15 protein-coding genes are annotated in these 21,516 nt (G+C 58.7%); 8 read left to right on the top strand and 7 right to left on the bottom strand.

The annotated features are described in order from the left end of the window. Positions 1 to 11 precede the first annotated feature (11 nt). From M5G18_RS15525 to M5G18_RS15510, 4 genes are all read right to left on the bottom strand, one after another. The gene (locus tag M5G18_RS15525; RefSeq protein WP_273899428.1) at positions 12 to 857 is read right to left on the bottom strand and encodes a phosphatidylinositol-specific phospholipase C domain-containing protein; all 846 of its coding nucleotides are present in this window, start codon (positions 855 to 857) and stop codon (positions 12 to 14) included. Positions 858 to 1,013: 156 nt separating this feature from the next. Beyond that, the gene (locus tag M5G18_RS15520) at positions 1,014 to 2,303 is read right to left on the bottom strand and encodes a glycosyltransferase (protein WP_273899429.1); all 1,290 of its coding nucleotides are present in this window, start codon (positions 2,301 to 2,303) and stop codon (positions 1,014 to 1,016) included. 83 nt (positions 2,304 to 2,386) lie between these two features. Then, the gene (locus tag M5G18_RS15515; protein WP_273899430.1) at positions 2,387 to 6,256 is read right to left on the bottom strand and encodes a hypothetical protein; all 3,870 of its coding nucleotides are present in this window, start codon (positions 6,254 to 6,256) and stop codon (positions 2,387 to 2,389) included. Between the two features lie 181 nt (positions 6,257 to 6,437). Further along, complete coding sequence (locus M5G18_RS15510) at positions 6,438 to 6,803, bottom strand: response regulator (protein ID WP_273899431.1); 366 nt, start codon at positions 6,801 to 6,803, stop codon at positions 6,438 to 6,440. Between the two features lie 264 nt (positions 6,804 to 7,067). Between M5G18_RS15510 and M5G18_RS15505 the strand changes: the two genes are divergently transcribed. From M5G18_RS15505 to M5G18_RS15485, 5 genes are read left to right on the top strand one after another with little or no spacing between them, the layout of a single operon-like run. Further along, entirely contained in the window at positions 7,068 to 10,559 is a 3,492-nt protein-coding gene (locus tag M5G18_RS15505; protein ID WP_273899432.1) for a response regulator, read from the top strand. Continuing rightward, positions 10,559 to 11,392, top strand: coding sequence for a CheR family methyltransferase (locus M5G18_RS15500; protein ID WP_085603817.1), 834 nt, complete (start codon positions 10,559 to 10,561; stop codon positions 11,390 to 11,392). The genes M5G18_RS15505 and M5G18_RS15500 overlap by 1 nt, the downstream gene beginning before the upstream one ends. Then, positions 11,389 to 11,982, top strand: a complete 594-nt coding sequence (locus M5G18_RS15495; protein WP_273899433.1) for a chemotaxis protein CheB — start codon at positions 11,389 to 11,391, stop codon at positions 11,980 to 11,982. The genes M5G18_RS15500 and M5G18_RS15495 overlap by 4 nt, the downstream gene beginning before the upstream one ends. Beyond that, positions 11,976 to 13,190 (top strand): hybrid sensor histidine kinase/response regulator, encoded by a 1,215-nt coding sequence (locus M5G18_RS15490; protein WP_085603811.1) that lies wholly within the window; start codon positions 11,976 to 11,978, stop codon positions 13,188 to 13,190. Before M5G18_RS15495 ends, M5G18_RS15490 begins: the two co-directional genes overlap by 7 nt. Before the next feature lie 44 nt (positions 13,191 to 13,234). After that, positions 13,235 to 13,612 carry a response regulator gene (locus M5G18_RS15485; protein WP_007954537.1) on the top strand — a complete coding sequence of 126 codons (378 nt, stop codon included), beginning with the start codon at positions 13,235 to 13,237 and terminating at the stop codon, positions 13,610 to 13,612. A 13-nt stretch (positions 13,613 to 13,625) separates the two neighbouring features. Here the strand turns inward: M5G18_RS15485 and M5G18_RS15480 are convergent, their stop codons facing one another. The 3 genes from M5G18_RS15480 to M5G18_RS15470 form a co-directional block, all read right to left on the bottom strand. Next, the gene (locus M5G18_RS15480; RefSeq protein ID WP_273899434.1) at positions 13,626 to 15,296 is read right to left on the bottom strand and encodes an ATP-binding protein; all 1,671 of its coding nucleotides are present in this window, start codon (positions 15,294 to 15,296) and stop codon (positions 13,626 to 13,628) included. Beyond that, positions 15,293 to 16,795, bottom strand: coding sequence for an ATPase domain-containing protein (locus M5G18_RS15475; protein WP_273899435.1), 1,503 nt, complete (start codon positions 16,793 to 16,795; stop codon positions 15,293 to 15,295). Before M5G18_RS15475 ends, M5G18_RS15480 begins: the two co-directional genes overlap by 4 nt. Positions 16,796 to 16,924: 129 nt before the next feature. Next, the gene (locus M5G18_RS15470) at positions 16,925 to 17,980 is read right to left on the bottom strand and encodes a tetratricopeptide repeat protein (protein ID WP_273899436.1); all 1,056 of its coding nucleotides are present in this window, start codon (positions 17,978 to 17,980) and stop codon (positions 16,925 to 16,927) included. A 192-nt stretch (positions 17,981 to 18,172) separates the two neighbouring features. Here M5G18_RS15470 and M5G18_RS15465 point away from each other — a divergent pair, with 192 nt between their 5' ends. From M5G18_RS15465 to M5G18_RS15455, 3 genes are read left to right on the top strand one after another with little or no spacing between them, the layout of a single operon-like run. Further along, complete coding sequence (locus M5G18_RS15465) at positions 18,173 to 20,308, top strand: FUSC family protein (protein WP_273899437.1); 2,136 nt, start codon at positions 18,173 to 18,175, stop codon at positions 20,306 to 20,308. After that, complete coding sequence (locus tag M5G18_RS15460; RefSeq protein WP_207982663.1) at positions 20,298 to 20,498, top strand: DUF1656 domain-containing protein; 201 nt, start codon at positions 20,298 to 20,300, stop codon at positions 20,496 to 20,498. The genes M5G18_RS15465 and M5G18_RS15460 overlap by 11 nt, the downstream gene beginning before the upstream one ends. Before the next feature lie 4 nt (positions 20,499 to 20,502). After that, positions 20,503 to 21,483, top strand: a complete 981-nt coding sequence (locus tag M5G18_RS15455) for an HlyD family secretion protein (RefSeq protein WP_179695058.1) — start codon at positions 20,503 to 20,505, stop codon at positions 21,481 to 21,483. Positions 21,484 to 21,516: the final 33 nt, after the last annotated feature.

The raw sequence follows: 21,516 nt of genomic DNA, 5'->3' as shown, positions 1-21,516 counted from the left end.
TCCATTGCGGCTCAGGACGTACGTTGCCGGGCCTTGATCACGTTGGCCACCCGGCAAAACTCCATCAGATCGGACTCTTCCATGAAGTCGACGTTGATGATGTTGCACTTCAATGCCCAATCACTTTTATCCAGGTCGAACCAGTCGTTAAGCGAGCCATGGATATCGACGGGACCGCCCAGAGCGGTGTAACTGGTGGCGGACAGGGACCAGGGTTTCCAGCTGCCCGGCGGGTTTTGCAGCACACCTTCAATGAACTGTTTTAATTCACCGGGGCTGGTGATGCCGTTTCCGGACCACTGATGACCGATATAGTTGTGGAATAACCTGGCGTCGAGTTGCCAGTGCGATGTAGCTGCAGCAAAAACCCGTTGCGTCTTGTTGACGCGCTTGAGGTCTCCAAGGCTGAGGGACTGATTATTGCGCGGGATCATTCGATCCCCCAGAAACTGCACCATCAGTTTGCTGAAGTGTTCGTAATCGAAGTTGTCACCCTCCAGGCTGTGAAAGTCCAGAACAATGAATTCGTCAGGGTTGTTTTCAAGAAAGTTATTGATATCGACAACCAGATTCCCCAACGTCCGGGAGTTCCGATGGCCATTGTGATGCATGACGAACTTCTCCAGGCCTTCGGCCTTGGGGTTATGGGCCAGGCGGATGTCGAGCGCCCGGGCACCATGGTTCAACTGCGCATGAAAACTGTCATGCTGGCACGCCAGCCAGTGGCGCGGAGGGCCGAAAACCGGGTAGGTGGCGCGCCAGTCACTGCCTGCGTTGTGTGTGCCGGGCAATGTCAGCTCGCATATGTTCAGCGGGTCAATGGCGGGGGTCGCGCCCATCCAGTTGGAAGTGCTCATGATTATATCCTGCATAAGTTATTGGAAATAAGAATGGCGCCTGGATGAATGTACGAGGCGCCACTTGCAGGATGTTTATAAGGTTTAAACCGTTGACTGGCTATTTGAGGATTGATGCAAGTTATTGGGTAATATTTTTGTATTTTTCCAGAGTTGTTATTTGTTCCGGTTTTTGGCTTCGATCCACTGAGCCATATATTGGGTACTCTTGTGTGAGTGGTGTCGTAACATACTGCCGATAAAGTTGTTGCGCCTTAGTTGATCGATGTTTTTTCGGCATTCCACCAGTTTGTTGATCAGTGCCTGACCATGCACGGTTTGCTGATAAACGTCCTTGAGTAGCGCTTGCCCTTGAGACTGCGCGGCTTGCCAGCGCGCTTCGTCGCGATAAAGTTCGACTGCGGCATTGGCCAGATTCTGCGCCGTACGGCAAACCGCCCCCGGCCAGGGTTGGTCGGTGTGCATGCCCTCTGCACCGATGGGCGTGGTGACACTCGGCGTTCCGCAAAGCATCGCATCAATCAGTTTGCCCTTGATGCCGGCGCCGAAACGCAGAGGCGCCAGGCAGATGCGCGCATCGGACATGACCTGCAACGCATCCTCGGCCCAGTTCATGATGTGAAAACCCTGCGCGGCATTGTGCAGGGCCGCTGCCTTGGGCGGTGTATAGGCTCCGTAGATGTGCAACTGCGCTTTTGGCAGTTGTTCACGGATCAGCGGCCAGACGGTCGACTTCATCCACAAGACGGCGTCCCAGTTCGGCGCGTGACGGAAGTTGCCGATACTGAGGAAGTGCGCGCGCTCTTCGAAGGGTTTCGCTGGCGTGCTTGGTGGTTCGACCATCAAGGGGCACCAGTGCAGAAGCTCCGGTGGCAATTTGAACTGCTGCACCAGCAACTCGATTTCCACTTGAGAGATCATCAGGTTCAGATCGCAGCGGTAGAGTGCGGCAATCTCGCGTTTGGCCAGATCGGTATCAGCCATCAGCTCGAACTCTTCGGCCAGGGCCGGGGTGAACAACTGACCGAAATCGTTGAGGTCATCGCTGAACTTGAGTCGATCCTTCAACCGTTGATGTCGGGCATGTCGCAGGCTTTGCAGATCCGAAGTCTCCAGAACACGCAAGGCATCGGGGCAATGCTTCTCGACGCGCCAGCCGAACTGCTCTTCAATCATGAACTGGTCGAACAGCACGATATCCGGCGCCAGTTCGCTGATGAATGCATCAAAGCTGCTGTTGTTCAGCTCGATCGGGACGCTACGGATGCCCAGTTCGCCAAGATCGGCAGGGTGTTCGCCAGCGCCGGCAGGGCTGGCAAAGGTGATTTGCCAGCCCTGTTGCAGGAAAGTCTCCAGAATCTGCATCACATGCCCGCTCGCGGCGGAGGAACGGGGTTCCGGCCAGACATAACCAATGACGAGGACTTTGGTTGCGGGCTGACTCATGAGAAACGGTTCCGGCGGCGAGAAGGGGATAAAAAAAGCGCGCGAATTAGAGCATAACCCGCGCGCCCGATGATGGTTTTTTGTCAGATCGATGCGCGGCTCAGATTGATGCGCAGAGACCCCTTGATGAAGCCCCGATCCGAGGTGTTTTTTACCCCGCGCCGAATCTTGTCGAGATTGAGCAAAAATGCCTCCGGATGATTGCGCGCCTGATCGAGCAGGGAAACTGCCAGCGCGTAGGAGTCCGCGTTGTACAGAGCCGGATGCCGCTGCACCAGATCAGGCAGGGTTTGGGAGATGGCATCATAAAGCTTGAGCCCTTCGCCATACGCACTCGCATGCTGCAGATTCGCAAGGTTATTGGGGCTGACCGATCGGGTTTCCCTGGCACTGCCCAGCTGGAGCAGGCCGGCTACATCGAATTCAGCAGGGGCTGTGTGGCCTCCTTTTACCGTGCCGTAATAAAGGTCCAGCGTATCTGGCGCGCCGTGCGCCATTTCATGAACCAGTACATCACCGATCCGGCCATCATCGTACTTCGCCATGCGGTAATAATCGTCCATCGCTTCGGGATAGATTGCCAGAAACCGCTCGGGCGGATTCTTCAAATGCGAACCGTCGAGCACACTGGCCTTCCAGCGCTTGTACTCTGGCGGGCGCAATGCCGCGTAAGCGTCCGTGCCTTTTCTGAAAGACATGTTTGACAGCGTGACGGAATCCAGATCAGCGCGCATTTGTTTCAGGTTTCTCTCCACATGCCTGAGAACCTCATCCGAATCATTGCCGAAAACATGTTTGAGGACGGCTCGCATGTGAGCGTTGTCGGCATCAAGAAGCATCGACGTCGCATTATCGAGTTTCGCCTTGGCGACTGGCAGCGCCTTCTTCACATAGCCCTGGGTATAACTGAAGGGCTTGGCACGACCGAAGAGCCGCCGAAGCGGTGCCAGTGGTGAGACCTTCAGATTACTCAACTTCGGCCCCCACGCACCGCCGACCCTCAGGTTCAACGCGTACCAGTCACTGTTTCGCTGCAGTGCCAGCAGATTCACCGGATCTCCCAGGTCGTCCGCCGCTTTCCAGGTGCCTTGAAACAGGTCGGACTTTTGCGCGGCCTTGAGCAGGTCATAAGATTGAGCGCTGCCCGTAAGCCTGCGCAGTTGGCCGGTGGCGGTTTCCACGGCATTGAGCCCGTGTTTGCTCAGGAGCAACACGCCTTTTCTGGCCAGGCGCCCGCCTTGCAGCGCCAAGGCCGGCAAACCATCCAGAGGATTCAAAAGCGACACCGAAAAGTGGGCGCCTGCCTTGGCAAGGCTCAACGCTTTGGCGGTCGCCGAAGTTGTTTTGGTGACAATGCCCGCGACTTTGAATGCAAAACCGACCACCAGTCCCAGCAATGCCAGGCCATCGAGAATGCAGCCGCCGATGCCTTCGGAAACGCGCGATGCATCGCCGGAGCGGATGTCTTCAATACATTTCTTGAAGGGCACAATCACATTGATGACGCCCTCATTCACTTGATCATTTTCAGTGCGAATCTGTTGCAGTTCGGTCGGTGCATACAACGATGCATACAGCTCTTCACGGGTGGCTACCGGATGATTCTCCAGTACGCCTTCTGCCAGAGCGTCAAATGCTCGGGAAAAAAACAGCGGCACTGTCTGGACGTGATCCGACGCCAAAGCGAAATTCCAGAGTTTTTCCACCACCACACTGGATGTCATCCCTTGTCTGGGTTCGATACCTTTCAAATAGGCTTCAAAATCCAGAGGCCATTGCTGCTCAGGTTTTTTGTCCAGGAAATCTGTATCTGCCCCCTCATAAGACAAAGAAGGTTCTTCGTATACAACACCGCTGGAGCGCAACACGTCGGCCAGTTCAGGGCGCTCACGACAAAGTCCCCTGAGCGAAAACAGTTCGTAACAACGGAAAGCACCGCCATGCTGGCATCCGAAAATAATGCCGTAACGGCCCTTGGCGGCATTACGCTGACGTGGAGTTTCCTGAAAGGGATTAAGCGGATTTACTGCTTCACGGACGGTATATAACGTGATCAAACCATTGGCGATCATTGTCCTGTCACGTTCCGGCAAGTTGGCAACGGCCATTTTCAGAATGGATGACAGCGTTTTTTTCAATATCGAGTAGTAGTGCTCGAAAGCCTTGTCGAATATTGAATCAATTGGTTTCAGTTCATTGAGTCGTGAAAAGGAACCCGGGGGCGGGTTGAACTTGCCGACAGTTACAAATCTGTCGGTAAGTTTGCCGTTTATAACAAGATCACCCGACATGTAAAGATCAAGAATCGAAACACGTAGACGCTCCATTTTGGAGGTCAGGGCCAGGTTGCCCTCGCTGGAGGGAAGAAAAAGAGCAAGCCACTCCAAAGCATTACGTTCACCTAGAGCAGTGCTGAAATTGGCCTTGAATACCCGCTGTTCCAGGTAATCACCGTCAGGCATGACGCGTTTCAGTTCTTGCAACGCCAGCGCCCGTCGATCAGGCGGAACAACTGCAATACCGGTTTCGACGTCATTCAATGCGTACATATATTCACTGAAACGGCTGGCGGCGATGGCATAGGCGTTCGCGTCGTCATCGTTGCCGGTGACGTCAGGTAAAACGCCGTTGAGCATTGCCCACTGAATGACGGGCGTGATGGTCGTCAACTCGTTGAGCGTGCGCTGAGTGCGACTGACGGGAGCCAACTCGGAAAATGCCATGACCCGGTCATAGGTCATCAGGCGTGATGCACCGGGTGCCGTGAGCTCGATCAGTGCGACCGCCTGGGACACGATGACCCAGCCAGGCTTGCCGATCGTCAGTTCAGCGGGCGTCTGTTGAACAAGCAATTGCGGTGCAGCACTGGCCAGTAGCAGATGCGCGGCCAGCGGGGCGTAGAGCGGGTCCAGTTGCAGTTCGCGAGTCAGGTGCCATTCAAACGCTTCTACCACTTGCGGTGCCGTTCTGGACGCATTGCCCGGCTCATACAACTTGAAACCGGCAATGACCTTCGCATGTCGCTCGACTTCAATGCCGAGGTCAAGAATCAGTGCGGTAGCGACCATGCATTTGATTTGCCGTGAGGCTACTTCATGATTGTCGGCATCCAGGTGCCAGCCGAGGCGATCATGCAGATCGATAGCCAGCGCGCCGGCTTCTGGAGTCTGCAGGAAATGGTCCAGATGAAGGGCCGCATGCTCGCGTCTCATGCTTGCCGGGACCGACTTGAAGTCCGGCGTCACGATATGTTGCAGCAGGCTGAAACGGCCTCGTGTCGTGTTCTTTGCGATCTGCTTGATCGTTTGGCGCTGGGTCGCCGAAAGGTGAAAGGCCGAGTCAGTGGGTGCCATCAACAATTCGTGATAGTCGCCGCTGACCGGACTGGCCGGCAGTTCAAACTCGAGCCACGCAATCAGTTGTTGTGTTTCGGCAATGGTGGTCGGCAATGTGTAGTCGTGGAAACGCAGCCACTGCTCGACACCCATGATGTCGGCGGAAAAGATGCAGCCTCCGGTCTGCTCCGCACAATCAGCCAGTATGCCCATTTCATGACGCAGTTCGGCAGTGATGGCGTTATCGGCAGTCAGTTCACGCCAGGTTCCTGAATCCTGAACAATCAGCCTTGCATGTTCATCCACGCAGACAGCCGCGTTTGCTGAAAGCGAATGCACGTCTGCCAGAAAAAGAAAATCCTCGGTTTCAAGCATCTTCAACAAGGCGATACGCGCAAATTCGGTCGCATTGTCAAACGTGGTGTCCGCCAGTCGCGCAGAAGTTACAAAGTTCAGGTTGACCGGTTCGGAGTCTGAGCCGTTACCAATAAGGTGGGCGAGTGCCGATGCAATAGTCAGCCTCTCGGTTTTATCGAGTTTCTGTTGTTCGCTGAAATACCAGTATTGTTTTCCAGGGTTTTCCATGTCCAGCAAACTACCGCTCTGTGCGAATTGCATGAGCAATCTATCCTTGAGTTGTTTTGTGTTATGTCGCCTCGATAGTTGTGTGGAAGTTGTGAAAATAAACATCAACTATCGTGCAAGTCGAGAATAGTTTAATTCTACAAATCGCAGATAGTTGTGGTTCGTTTCAAAGTTCGTCTGGGCAGTATGAATGCCTGCCCATTTAATGCGGGTCTCAGGATTGCTCTAGAACGGATTTGACCTTGTCACGCAATTGATCAATGGAAAACGGCTTGCCGATCACATGCATGTCCGTCGGCACTTCAATGGTTTCGGCGTAACCGCTGGCAAACAGAATCGGCAGGGCCGGGCGAATGTTGCGGGCCTCGGTGGCCAGTTGACGGCCATCCATGATCGGCAGGCCGACGTCGGTCATCATCAGGTCGATGTGCTGATTCATGTCCTTGAGGATTTCCAGCGCCTGTTCGCTGCCATCCGCTTCCAGAACCTCGAACTCCAACTCCTCCAGCACATCGACGATCAGCATGCGCACGATGGCGTCGTCTTCGACTACAAGGATGGTGGGCGCGGTGCTGGACATAGTGGCGGCTCTCAAGAATGGGTAAAGGGGCGCCGGTCGATCAAAAATGCCGGGCTCTTGCATGAGTAAGTGGCGCATAGCCACAAGTTCCCGAATGGATACAAAAAAAGAATAGGCGCAAACGGGCGGGCAAGGATAACCGTTGGCCTGAGATTCGGCGCAGGCAAATGTGGGAAAACAGTGCTAACACTGTGAGAAAAATGGATCCATGCCGCCGTTTTGGGGCAAACTCCCTGGTTTTCAACAGTTCGACAAGGCTGCCACATGTCCTCTCCGTCTTCGGTTGATGAGCAACGGTTTCGCAAACTCCTGAGCCGCAACGTCAGTTTGCCGTTGGGCGTCGGCGTCGTCAGTGCCGTGTTCTTCGTTTCGCTGATCACTTATCTGTTGTCCGTGATCCAGTGGGTGGAGCACACCGACCGGGTGATCAATAACGCCAACGAAGCGGTGAAACTCACCGTGGACCTGGAAACCGGCATGCGCGGGTTTCTGCTCAGCGGCGACGAGCATTTCCTCGACCCGTACGAAACAGCCAAGCCGCGCATTGCCGTGGCGCTGAGCACCTTGCTCGAACTGACGGCCGACAACCCGGTGCAGACCGATCGCCTGCGCCGTCTTCAAGCGCTGCAAGCCGAGTGGGCGACCTATGCGCAATCGATGATTGATCTGCAACGCGCCAGCGGTGACTACAAGGCCGCGGTCAAGGCGGGGAAGGGCAAGCGCCTGACCGATGAAGTGCGCAAGCAGTTCGACGATGTGATTGAAACCGAGCAGTTGCTGCGCGCCGCACGTAATGAAGACGTGCGCCGCACCACGATCTGGAGCATCAGCCTTTATCTGCTGTTCGTGGCCGGTATCAGCGGTCTGCTGGCGTATGTCGGTCGACGCGATCTGCTCAACCTCTCGCAAAGCTATGGCGCGACCCTGGCCGCGCAAGAGGCCAGCGCCCATCGTCTTGAGCAACAAGCCTGGCTGCGCAACGGCCAGACGCAGCTTGCCGAGCAGGTCCTGGGGCAACTGACGCTCAACCTGCTGGGGCGCAATATTCTGCAGTTCTGCGCCCAGTACCTTGGCACCGCCGTGGCCGCTCTGTATGTGCGTGAAGAACATGGCGGCCTCAAACGCGTGGCGACTTATGGTTTCTCCCGCGAGCAGGAACAACAGGAACAGTCGATCTACAGCGATGAAGGCATTGTCGGCCAGGTTGCCCAACAGGCGCGGCTGATTCGTCTCGACTCGGTGCCGTCCGACTATTTCAAGGTCAGTTCCGGTCTGGGCGAAGGCCTGCCGCACAGCGTGCTGGTGGTGCCGACCAGCGATGACGAACGGGTCAACGGCGTGATCGAGCTGGGTTTCCTGCGTCCGCTTTCCGACCGCGATGTCGCGCTGCTGGAACTGATCGCCGGCAACATCGGCACGTCCATCGAAGCGGCGCGCTATCGTCAGCGTTTGCAGGAAGTGCTGGCCGAAACCCAGCAACTCAACGAAGAGTTGCAGGTGCAGCAGGAAGAGCTGAAAACCGCCAACGAAGAACTGGAAGAACAGTCGCGGATTCTCAAGGAGTCCCAGGCGCATCTGGAAACCCAGCAAGTCGAGCTGGAACAGACCAACGAGCAACTGGCCGAACAGGCCCAGACCCTGGCCGAGCAGCGCGACGCCATGGACCGCAAGAACACCGAGCTCAATCAGGCCCAGGTGCAGCTCGAAGAACGCGCCGAAGAGTTGCAGCGTTCGAGCAAGTACAAGTCCGAATTCCTCGCCAACATGTCCCACGAGCTGCGCACGCCGCTGAACAGTTCGCTGATCCTGGCCAAGCTGCTGGCGGAAAACCCGCAGGACAACCTCAGCGCCGAGCAGGTCAAGTTTGCCGAGTCGATCTATTCCGCCGGCAACGATCTGCTCAACCTGATCAACGACATTCTCGACATTTCCAAGGTGGAAGCCGGCAAACTCGAAGTGATGCCGGAGAACACCAGCGTTGCGCGTCTGGCTGACGGCCTGCGCAGCGTGTTCGAACCGCTGGCGGCGGACAAGAAGCTGACCTTTAACGTCGAATTGCAGCCTGATGCGCCGATCACCCTGTTCACCGACCGCCAGCGTCTGGAGCAAGTGATCAAGAACCTGCTGTCCAACGCCGTGAAATTCACCGAGCACGGCACGGTCAGCCTGACCATCGCCGGCCAGCCGGACGATCGCATCGCCTTCATCGTGCGCGACTCGGGTATCGGGATTGCGCAGGATCAGCAGGAAAGCATTTTCGAAGCCTTCCGCCAGGCCGACGGCACCACCAACCGCAAATACGGCGGCACCGGATTGGGCCTGTCGATCTCCCGGGATCTGGCAACGTTGCTGGGCGGTTCGATCAGCGTCAGCAGCGCGCCGGGGCAGGGCAGTGCCTTCACCCTGGTGTTGCCGCAGCAATACAGCGAGCCGGGCGACACGCCGGTTGTGCCGCTGACCTTCAGCCCACCGGCCTCTACTCCGGTCATCGCGCCTGTCGCAGCTGTTTCGCCTCTGGCGCCTGTCGACATCCCGCGCTTCAACGATGACCGCAACAAGGCACCGTTCGCTACCCGTTGCATCCTGGTGGTAGAAGACGAGCCGAATTTCGCTCACATCCTCTACGATCTGGCCCATGAACTGGGTTATCAGTGCCTGGTCGCCCACGGCGCCGATGAAGGTTATGACCTGGCGAAAGAGTTCGTACCGGACGCGATCCTGCTGGACATGCGTCTTCCGGACCATTCGGGCCTGACCGTTCTGCAACGCTTGAAAGAACACGCCGAAACCCGGCACATCCCGGTGCACGTGATTTCTGTGGAAGACCGCGTCGAAGCGGCGATGCACATGGGCGCCATCGGTTACGCGGTCAAGCCGACCACCCGCGAAGAGCTGAAGGACGTGTTCGCCCGTCTCGAAGCCAAGCTGACTCAGAAGGTCAAACGCGTGCTGCTGGTCGAGGACGACGATCTGCAACGGGAAAGCATCGCCCGCCTGATAGGTGACGACGACATCGAAATCACTGCCGTCGGCCTGGCGCAAGACGCGCTGGAGCTGCTGCGCACGACGATCTTCGATTGCATGGTGATCGACCTGAAGCTGCCGGACATGCTCGGCAACGATCTGCTCAAGCGCATGTCCACCGAGGATATCTGCTCGTTCCCGCCAGTCATCGTCTACACCGGACGCAACCTGACCCGCGACGAAGAGGCCGACCTGCGCAAGTATTCGCGCTCGATCATCATCAAGGGCGCGCGCTCGCCGGAGCGTTTGCTGGACGAGGTCACACTCTTTCTGCACAAAGTCGAATCGCAGTTGTCCCATGAACGGCAGAAGATGCTCAAGACCGCCCGCAGTCGCGACAAGGTCTTCGAAGGTCGCAAAGTGCTGCTGGTGGACGACGATGTGCGCAACATCTTCGCCCTGACCAGCGCGCTGGAAACCAAGGGTGCAGTCGTGGTGATCGGCCGTAACGGTCGCGAAGCGATTGAAAAACTGAATGAAGTCGAGGACATCGACCTGGTGCTGATGGACGTGATGATGCCGGAAATGGATGGTTTTGAAGCCACCATGGAAATCCGCAAGGATCCGCGCTGGCGCAAGCTGCCGATCATCGCGGTGACGGCCAAGGCCATGAAGGACGATCAGGAGCGCTGCCTGCAGGCGGGCGCCAATGATTACCTGGCCAAGCCCATCGACCTGGATCGCCTGTTCTCGCTGATTCGCGTGTGGCTACCGAAGATGGAACGCATTTAGTGGAACGTAGTAATCCCGTTGAACGAAACAGTGAAATCGAACTGCGGCTGCTGATCGAGGCGATCTACCTCAAATACAGCTATGACTTTCGAGATTACTCCGGCGCCTCGATCAAGCGCCGGGTGCAGCATGCGCTGAGCCAGTTCGAGTGCGCGACCATCTCGGCCTTGCAGGAGAAAGTCCTGCACGACCCGACGGCGTTCATGCAGTTGCTGCAATTGCTGACGATCCCGGTCAGCGAGATGTTCCGCGATCCGTCGCACTTCCTGGCGATCCGTCAGGAGGTGGTGCCGCTGCTCAAGACCTATCCGTCGATCAAGATCTGGATCGCGGGATGCAGCACTGGCGAGGAGGTCTACTCGATGGCGATTCTGCTGCGCGAAGAGGGCTTGCTCGACCGCACGATCATCTACGCCACCGACATCAACCCGCGCTCGCTGGACAAGGCCAAGCAGGGGATCTTCTCGATGGAGAACGTGCGCGCCTACACCGCCAACTATCAGCAGGCCGGCGGTCAGCGCTCGTTCGCCGACTACTACACTGCAGCCTATGGCTACGCGATTTTCGACAAGAGCCTGTGCGAGAACGTGACCTTCGCCGATCACAGCCTGGCGACCGATAGTGTATTCTCCGAAACTCAATTAATTTCGTGTCGTAACGTGTTGATTTACTTCAACAAAAAACTTCAGGATCGAGCGTTCGGGTTGTTCCATGAATCGTTGTGCCACCGTGGATTCCTGGTATTGGGCAGCAAGGAAACTTTGGATTTCTCCGGCTACTCCAACCAGTTCGAGCCGCTGGTGAAACAAGAACGGATCTACCGCAAATCATGAACAGTGCAGCGGATTTGCCTCGGGTCGAGGCGATTGTGGTCGGAGCTTCCGCCGGTGGCGTCGAGGCTTTGTTGACGATGCTCGGTTCACTGCGTGCCGGGTTCGGGCTGCCGATCATCATCGTCCTGCATCTGCCGGAAGAGCGCCGCAGCCAGCTCGCCGATGTATTTTCCCGGCGATTGGCGCTGCCGGTCGCTGAGGCCATCGACAAGCAGGACATCACCCCCGGCACGGTGTACTTCGCGACGCCGGGTTATCACCTGTCGGTGGAGCAGGACCTCAGTCTGTCGCTGAGCCTTGAAGACCGTCTGCATCATTCGCGGCCTTCGATCGATTTCCTGTTCGAATCCGCCGCCGATGCCTACGGGCCGGCGCTCGCCGCGGTACTGTTGACCGGTGCCAACCACGATGGCGCTCAGGGTCTGGCGCAAGTCAAACGCCAGGGCGGGCTGACCATCGTGCAGGACCCGGACGAAGCGCAGGTCGCGACCATGCCCCGCGCGGCACTGAAGACACATCAACCGGATTACATTCTTCCCATCCACGGCATCGGCCGTCTGCTTGTCGAGCTGGAACGAATCGCATGCTGAGTAATATCCAGGCAAAACTGCTGATCGTCGACGATCTGCCCGAGAACCTGCTGGCCCTCGAAGCGCTGATCAAACGCGAAGACCGCACCGTCTATAAAGCGCTGTCGGCGGACGAAGCGCTGTCGCTGCTGCTGCAACACGAATTCGCCATGGCCATTCTCGACGTGCAGATGCCCGGCATGAACGGCTTCGAACTGGCCGAGCTGATGCGCGGCACCGAGAAAACCAAGAACATCCCGATCATCTTCGTCAGCGCTGCCGGCCGTGAACTCAATTACGCGTTCAAGGGCTATGAAAGCGGCGCGGTGGACTTCCTGCACAAGCCGCTGGATATCCACGCGGTGAAGAGCAAGGTCAACGTCTTCGTCGACCTGTACCGCCAGAGCAAGGCGATGAAGCAACAGGTCGAAGCGCTGGAGCAGAGCCGTCGCGAACAGGAAGCGCTGTTGCAGCAACTGCAAAGCACCCAGGGCGAACTGGAGCAAGCGGTGCGCATGCGTGACGATTTCATGTCGATCGTCGCCCACGAAGTGCGCACGCCGCTCAACGGCCTTATCCTCGAAACCCAACTGCGCAAGATGCACCTGGCCCGGGACAACGCCGCGGCGTTCACCCTCGACAAGATGCACGCCATGGTCGACCGCGACGAGCGCCAGATCAAAAGCCTGATCCGGCTGATCGAGGACATGCTCGACGTGTCGCGGATCCGCACCGGCAAGCTGTCGATCCGACCGAGTCGCTTCGATCTCGCGCAGTTGGTCGGCACTCTGCTGGAGAATTTCGCCCAGCAGATCGAAGCCGCCGAGACCGAGGTCAGCTTCACCGCGACCGAGCCGGTGGAAGGGCAGTGGGACGAATTCCGTATCGAGCAAGTGGTGTCGAACCTGCTGACCAACGCCTTGCGTTATGGCGGCAAAAGTCCGATCCAGGTACGGGTCTATCGCGAAGGCAATGAGGCCCGGGTCGAAGTTCAGGATCAGGGCATCGGCATCAGCGAGGAGAACCAGAAACGCATTTTTCAACAGTTCGAACGGGTTTCCGCCAAGACGGTGGTGGCCGGCCTCGGGCTGGGTCTGTTCATTTCCGAGCAGATCGTCGCCGCCCATGGCGGCTCCATCGTCGTCGAAAGCAAGATCAACGAGGGCGCCCTGTTTCGCGTTTGTCTGCCGCTCCAGGAAAACGGCAAAACAAACGCAACCTCTGAGTGACCACACGGTCGTATCAGCAGCTATTGACCGAACAAAGGCTTCCCATGAGCGTAGATGCACAAGATGTAGTACTCGTCGTCGAGGACGAACCGGTGATCCTGATGGTCCTGACCGATTATTTGTCAGGCCAGGGCTATCGCGTATTGCAGGCCGAAAACGGCGAGCAGGCGTTCGAGATTCTGGCGAGCAAGCCGCATCTGGACATGTTGATTACTGATTTCCGCCTGCCTGGCGGGATCTCCGGCGTGCAGATCGCCGAACCTGCCGTCAAGTTGCGCCCTGATCTGAAGGTGATCTTCATCAGCGGCTATCCGCAGGAAATCCGCGAGACCGGCAGCCCCATCACCCGCCGGGCGCCGATCCTGGAAAAACCGTTCGATCTGGATGTGTTGCAGGAGAAGATTCAGGAACTGCTGGCCTGAGGCGTTAACCGCCTCAGCTCTTGATCATATCCCGCACCTTCGCTGTCAGCAGATCGAAGGTGAACGGCTTGGTGATCATCTGCATGCCCGGGTCGAGGAATCCGCCGCGCACCGCCGCGTGCTCGGCATAACCGGTGATGAACAGAACCTTCAAGTCAGGCCGGTACTGCCGGCCTATTTCCGCCAGTTGCCGCCCGTTCATACCGGGCAGACCGACGTCACTGATCAGCAGATCGATACGTTGCTCCGAATCCAGAATCGGCATGGCACCGTCAGCATCGCCGGCTTCGACAAACCCGTAACCCAACTCACTCAAGACCGCGCTGACCAGCACGCGCACGGCAGGATCGTCTTCGACGATCAAGACGGTTTCGCCTTCCACGGCATTCGGCGCCTGCTCCGCGTCAGCGGGTGCGTGAGGCAGTGATTCGCCCTGGAAGCGCGGCAGATAGAGTTTGACCGTGGTGCCCTGATCGATTTTGCTGTCGATCGACACATGACCACCGGATTGCTTGCTGAAACCGTAGATCATCGACAGACCCAGCCCGGTGCCCTGGCCGATCGGTTTGGTGGTGAAAAACGGGTCGAACGCGCGATTGATCACGCTCTCCGGCATGCCGCAGCCATTGTCGGTCACGCTCAATACGACGTAATCACCGGGCTCAAGATTGCTGTAGGTCGCGGTGTAGTCGCGATCCAGCACCTGATTGCCCGTCTCGACCACCAGATTGCCGCCGTCGGGCATCGCGTCCCGTGCGTTGATCACCAGGTTGAGCAGGGCGCTTTCCAGCTGATTGGGGTCGGCCTCGGCCACCCACAATTGTTCGTGCAGGCGCATGTCCAGTTGAATGCTTTCGTTGAGGCTGCGTTGCAGCAGCTCGCCCATCGACTGCACCAGATCGTTCATCTGCACGGCTTTGGAGTCCAGCGACTGGCGACGGGAAAACGCCAGCAGACGGTGGGTCAGGCCGGCAGCGCGGTTGGCCGAAGTCACGCCGAGATCGATCAGGCTGTCGAGGTCGTCGGTGCGGCCACGGGCCAGTCGCCGGCGCAGCAATTCGAGGCTGCCGATGATCCCGGTCAGCATATTGTTGAAGTCGTGGGCGATCCCGCCGGTAAGCTGGCCGACCGCTTCCATCTTCTGCGACTGACGCAGGGCTTCTTCGTTGTGCCGCAGCTGCGCGGTGCGCTCTTCGACTTGCTGCTCGAGCGTTTCCAGGGTGGATTGCAGGCGCCGCTCGCTTTCGCTCAGGTCGATCAGACGGTCGCGGGCCTCGTACTGTCGTCGTCGCCCGCGCAGTGCCGTGGAAATCAGGCTGATCAACGTCGCCGGATGGAAAGGGCGCTCAAGAAACGTCACGTTGCCCAACAGTTTGCTGAGCCGCGACGAGGGGCCTTGTTCGGATCCGCCGTGGTGGGTGAGCAAGACGATTGGCAAGTCAGACCACGCCGGTTGTTGCTCCAGATACTGCAGCAGGCCTTCGAGTTCCGGACCATTCAGGGCCTCGGCCGCGATCAACAGCAGTCCGGCGCCGGGCTCGAGTTCGCTGCACAGCGTGGCCAGATCGGGGGTGATCAGACCACCGTAGCCGGCCTCGTTGAGGATCATCAGCGCCACCTGGCTGTCGCGCCCCAGGGGCGCGAGGATCAGCGCCCGTTCCGACAGCGGTACGGTGATGGTCACAAGCTGTCATCCTTGAGCAGCGGGTTGCTCGCGCCGAGGTAGGTGGGCACGCCGCGCAGCACGCCCTGGAAGGCTTCCAGCGGCTCACCGATGGTCATGCCTTGCGAGGAAATGCGGTATTCGCGAATGGTCGATTCGTGGCTGCCGGTGCGTTTCTTGATGATCGAAATCGCTCGACGTACCTTGCCGAGGGCTTCGAAGTAGCGCAGCAGAATCACCGTGTCGGCGAGGTAGGTGATGTCGACCGGAGCCTGCATGTCGCCGACCAGACCATGTTGGGCGACAGTCATGAACGTCGCGGCGCCCTTGCGGTTCAGGTACAGCAACAGTTCGTGCATGTGCAGTACCAGCGCGTTCTCTTCCGGCATCGCGGCCTGATAGCCGTTGATGCTGTCGATCACCACGGTCTTGATGTCTCCTTCATCGACGCAGCGTCGTACACGGTGGGAGAACTCACCGGGAGACAGCTCGGCGGCGTCGACTTGTTCGATCAGCAGATTGCCGGTGGCTTGCAGGGCCTTGAGGTCGATGCCGATGTTCTTCATCCGTTCGAACAGCAGGCCCAACTCTTCGTCGAAAATGAACAGCGCAGCCTTTTCACCACGGGCCACGGCCGCTGCCGCGAAAATCATGGTGATCAGGGATTTGCCGGTGCCCGCCGGGCCCAGAATCAGCGTGCTGGAGCCGGTCTCGATACCGCCACCGAGCAGGGCGTCCATTTCCTGGATGCCGCTGGACAGTTGCAGCCGCGGGTAATCGCCCCGGTGCTCCGCCGCTACCAGACGCGGGAAGACGTGTACGCCATCGCCCATGATGGTGAAGTCATGGAAGCCGCCACGGTATTTCTGGCCTCGGTACTTGATCACCCGCACGCGACGGCGTTCGGCGCCATAGTTGGGGGTCAGTTCTTCGAGGCGGATCACGCCGTGGGCGACACTGTGAACGGTTTTGTCGAGGGATTCGGTGGTCAGGTCATCCAGCAGCAAAACCGTGGCGTCGTAGCGCACGAAGTAATGCTTGATCGCCAGAATCTGTCGACGGTAGCGCAGGGAACTTTGCGCCAGCAGGCGGATTTCCGAGAGGCTGTCGAGCACGACCCGGGTGGGTTTGAAGCGCTCGACCACTTCGAAAATCTGCTTGGTCGCCTCACCCAGCTCAAGATCCGAGGAGTACAACAGGCTCTGCTGATGCTCGGCGTTGAGCAGGCTTTCCGGGGGAGTCAGCTCGAAAATCTCGATGTTTTCGTTCAATTCCCAACCGTGGGACGCCGCGCCCTGGCGCAATTCGCGCTCGGTTTCGGACAGCGTGATGTACAACGAACGTTCGCCGGCACGGGCACCGGCCAGCAAAAAATGCAACGCGACTGTGGTTTTACCGGTTCCAGGCTCGCCCTCCAGCAAGAAAACATGACTGCGGGACAAACCACCGGCCAGGATATCGTCGAGACCCTCGATGCCGGTGGCGGCTTTTGCACTGATCAACGCGTTCGATGTAGACAAAAAATGCCCTCTCATGACTAGGGGAAACGAGGCAGCAGGCGCCGGACGCCGTTTTGGCACTGCCTGATTACTTGACCTTTTGCCGTGACGGCGGTTCCGATTTTCTTGCGGGATGTGTCGAGAAGGCCGCTAGAGACCTTGCTGAAGGGAAGGATCGTCGGGATTCATCTGTTCGAGCTGGGCCAGCAGGATCTGCACGTTCTGCAACTGACCGCTTTCTTTCCAGTAATTGATCAGCAACACCCGAGCCTTGCGATCGGCAGGATGACGCTGAACGATTTCCTGCAGCTGCTTTTGCGCCGCTTCCAGTTCTTCGGCGCTGTGCAGGGTGGTAGCGAGGTCGTAGCGATAGTCCTTGTTGTCGGGCTCGAGCTCCACGGCTTTGGACAGGCCGAGCAGGGCGTACTCGCGTTGATCGTGGTGCAGCAGCCAGAGGCCAAGGGCATGTTGCAGATAGGCCGAATCGGGTTGGGCCTTCAATTGTCGGGCGAGCAATTGCCGTGCGGCGTCGCTCTGGCCCTGACGATCGAGCACTTCGATCTGCATCACCAGCGCCGGCAGGTTTCCGGGGTCGAGGCGCAGGGTTTGTTCCAGCGCTTGCTGTGCCTGTTTCAACTCGGCGTTGTGCAGATACAGGCGCGCCAGTTGCACGTAGTTGGCGGCGCTCTCCGGCTGGGCCTTCAGCGCCTGCTCCCACACGTCGATGCCTTGCTGGAGCGGCGCGAAATACAGGCCCAACTGATCTGGAGACAAGCCGAGCAGGGCGTTGATCGCGGCAAAGCGTACGGTTTGATCCTCATCGTCGAGCAACGGGCCCAGCAGCAGGCTGCGCTGACCACCCGGCACCAGACCGGTCACGCTTTTGATTGCCGCCAGCCGCACGTCCGGCGATTCGTTTTGCAGATCGGCATCCGCCAGTTTCAGGGCCTGCGGGCTCGGGTAATTGGGCAGCTCGGCATGCAGCCAGACGCGCCGCTTGACCGACAGATCCGGACGCCCCAGTTGCTGATACAAAACCCGTGCGGCACCCGGTTGGCCAGCCCGAGCGGCGGCCAGCGCTTCGCTGTACCCATGCTTGATCGCTTCCGGCACCACGGGTGCGGTACTGCGCAATGACAGCCAGCCCACGAGGAGGACCAGCACAAGGCCGAGGCTGATGAGCAAATAGCGGCGAGACTGAGGCATGCGAATTTCCGAAACTTTCGTTTTGTAGCGGAGGTCGCAAGCTTCTGTCAGCTCGCGCCGTGAGTCAAACCCTCTGCCCGATATGACCTACTACAGGCGTTGAATCGACCTACAGCTCATGTCGACCCTGTTCGCCGTCATGCCTTCCATGCAGTGTCTACGCTTGCAGAAGTTGTTTCGAAGAGGCTACCCATGCAATCCCTGCTTATTTATTTCAAGGCGGTGATCCACCCTAGCCAGGCCGTGCTGCTGTTTGGTTTGCGCACCATTGCCGCCGGATTGCTGACGTTGTACCTGGCGTTTCTGTTCGATCTGGATCAGCCGAAGTGGTCGATCATGGCCGTAGTGATCATCAGCCAGCCCTTGGCCGGGATGGCGCTGGCACGCAGCTTCGGGCAAATCATCGGGACGACCCTTGGCGCGGTGGTGGCAGTGCTGCTGATGGCGATCTTTCCCCAGGCGCCGTTGCCGTTCATCACGACCCTGGCGCTATGGCTGGCCCTGTGCACGGCCGGCGGTACGTTATTGCGCTACACCAGTTCCCAGGCGTTCGTGCTCAGCGGGTATACCGCCGTGGTGGTGGCGCTGCTGGCGATTCCGGATCAGGACGGCACCTTTCTGCTGGCGGTGACCCGGGTTACCGAAACCTTGCTGGCGGTGGCGTGCGTATGCGTGGTCAGCCTGCTGACGGCGCGGCCCGAAGCGGTATCGCGCAACTATTTCGCGAAGGTCGATCAGGTGATCAAGCTAGTCGCCACCCATGCCGCCGCCGTGCTGCGCACCGAAGAAAGCGAAGCGGACTTTCAGCGTCGGCAAATGCAGCTGCTGGGCGAAATCAGCGCCCTCGAAGGCCTGCGCCGGCATTTGTATTTCGATGCGCCGCGCCTGCGCAGTGCCAACAATCTGGTGCTGTTGCTGGGCAATCAGCTGATGCTGCTGACCTCGCGCCTGACTGCGCTGCGTCACCAGCGGGAATTGCTCACCGAACGCTGGGAGGGTGATCTGCCGCTGGATATCCAGCAACTACGCGCCGAGGAGCTGGCACTGCTTGATCAGCTCGCACAGCAAGGGCGCTCATTGCCAGCCGAGGTACGGCACCAGTTCGTCGCGCTGCAACAGCAGTTCGAAGCGTTGGCCTACAAGGCCGAACAACTGACGGAAGACATGAGTGCAACCCTGCGCTCGCTGGCCTGGGCATTGCGCTGGGAACAGGCGCGGCTGTTGCAGCAACTGGAGCAGATTCTCGAGCTGAGCGACGCGATACAGGAAGGGCGGGAAGCCAGCTGCATGTTCCGTGGCCAATCCAGCCCCTTGCACCTGGATTTCACCCTAGCGACGATGAACGCCATCCGCGCCTTCAGTGCGTTGCTGGTGGCCGGCCTGATCTGGATTGAAACAGCCTGGGACGGCGCGCGGGGCGGGATGATTCTGGTGGGGATTCTGTGTTCGTTGATGGCGACGTTTCCGCGCCCGTTGATTGCCGCGCAGAGTTACGCCCGAGGGCTGGGACTGGCCTTGGTGGTGTCGGCGTTCTATCAGTTCATGCTGGTTCCGGCGATCAGCGATTTCGAAATGTTGGCCTTGCTGCTTGCACCGCTGCTGTATGTGATCGCGGTCGGACTGTCCAGCCCGGCCACCGCCGGTATCGGCATGGGGCTGGGGCTGTCGAGTTTCCTGATGCTCGGTCCGCAGAACGTCGGCACCGGGCAGAACACCGCCATCCAATGGTTCGAATTTGCCGGGGCCTACGTCAGTGCGGCGATGCTGGCTTTGATTGTCTATGCCTGGATCTTCCCGTTCCGCCCGGCCTTTCGAATCAGGCGTTTCTATAACGAGGCGCGGGAGCAGGTCTATCAACTGACCAAGAGTCCGGCCACCGATGAACAGCAATTCGCCTTCGAAAGTCGCATGGTCGATCGCCTGACCTCGATGCTGGGCGTGTTGCCAGCCGCCAACGATCGGGACATGCAGCGCCTGTATGAAATCAGTCTCGCCTGCGTGGCGCTGGGCGTGGCCATGCACCAGCTCAGGCAACAGGCACAGAACAACACATTGCTGACGGACGCTTTCGGTCGGCAGCTGTCGACGGCGTTGCGTCAGACCGGCCGTTTCGTCGCCAGCCGACCGGACGTGCGCCTGACACCGTTGCTGACTACGCTGCATGCGCTCGGCGATGAGCTGGATGCCTTGCACGTCGCCACCCATGAACACTTGTGGTCGGTGTTTCGCATGCGCGTGGCCCTGTTGATCGTGGTGTCGTTTCTGGAGCGACATGGCGAGCATTTGCAGCCCGACCGTTCTGAAGGAGAGCCCGTCCTTGCCCATTGATTTCGAGATCGGCGGCGTTTACCTGCCTCCCATCGCTCAGGCCCTGTTACTGGCCATACCAGTTTTTCTGGTGCTCGACTGGGGGTTGCGCCGGCTCGGCGTCCTGCGTTTTGTCTGGCATGAGGCACTGTTCGAAGGCGCCTTGTACGCCTGTGTATGCGCCGCACTGATTTTGCTGATGGGAGCCTGAAACCTTGAAGACGTTGCTCACTCGATTGACGACATTGGCGGTGGTGCTGCTGGCAATCGTGCTCGGCTGGTTCGCCTGGGAACATTACACCCGCGCCCCGTGGACGCGGGATGCGCGGGTGAGGGCGGATGTGGTGACGCTGTCGGCGGATGTTTCGGGCCGCATCGTCACGCTGGCGGTGCAGGACAACCAGCATGTCGACAAGGGCCAGTTGCTGCTGGAGATCGACCCGGCTCGCTACAGCCTCGCCGTCGAGCATGCGAAACGCTCGGTGGAGGTCTCGAAGGCCACGCTTGGACAGTCGCAAGCGGCCATTGTCGCCAGCGAGGCATTGCTCAAACAGCGCCAGAGCGAAGAGCGCCGGCGACGCACGCTCAAGCAAGGATTCGCGATTTCCGGGGAGGAGTGGGAGAAGTCCAGTACTGACGTGGCGGTTGCCCAGGCCGATCTGTTACGCAATCAGGCCAATCTCGGTCTGGCCGAAGCCAATGTGCAACTGGCGATTGCAGCGTTGACTCAGGCTGAACTGGATCTGCAACGCACCCGTGTCGAAGCGCCGGTCAGCGGTTATGTCACCAATCTGCTGACCCGTCAGGGGGATTACGCGGTGGCCGGCGGCGCCTTGCTGGCACTGGTGGACAGTGGCTCTTTTTATGTCAGCGGCTATTTCGAGGAAACCAAACTGCCACGGATCGAGGAGGGTGACCGGGTGCGTATCGAATTGATGAGCGGGGAAAAATTCGGCGGCACCGTGCAAAGCATCGCCTTCGCCATTGCTGACCGGGAAAACGCGCCGGGAAGCCGATTGCTGGCCAACATCAACCCCAGCTACACCTGGGTGAAACTGGCGCAGCGGGTACCGGTGCGGATCGGCATCGATCCCGATTACGCGGGCAAGGACCGACTGAGAGCCGGCACTACCGCCACGGTCACCGTGCTGGAAAACCACGAAAGACAGGTACAAAAAAGCCCCGCGACCGAATGATACGCGGGGCAAAAAATTTGGTTGGTTGCGGCC

Source organism: Pseudomonas aphyarum, assembly GCF_028657055.1.
Lineage (GTDB): Bacteria > Pseudomonadota > Gammaproteobacteria > Pseudomonadales > Pseudomonadaceae > Aquipseudomonas > Aquipseudomonas aphyarum.
This window is presented reverse-complemented; position numbering and strand designations above follow the sequence as displayed.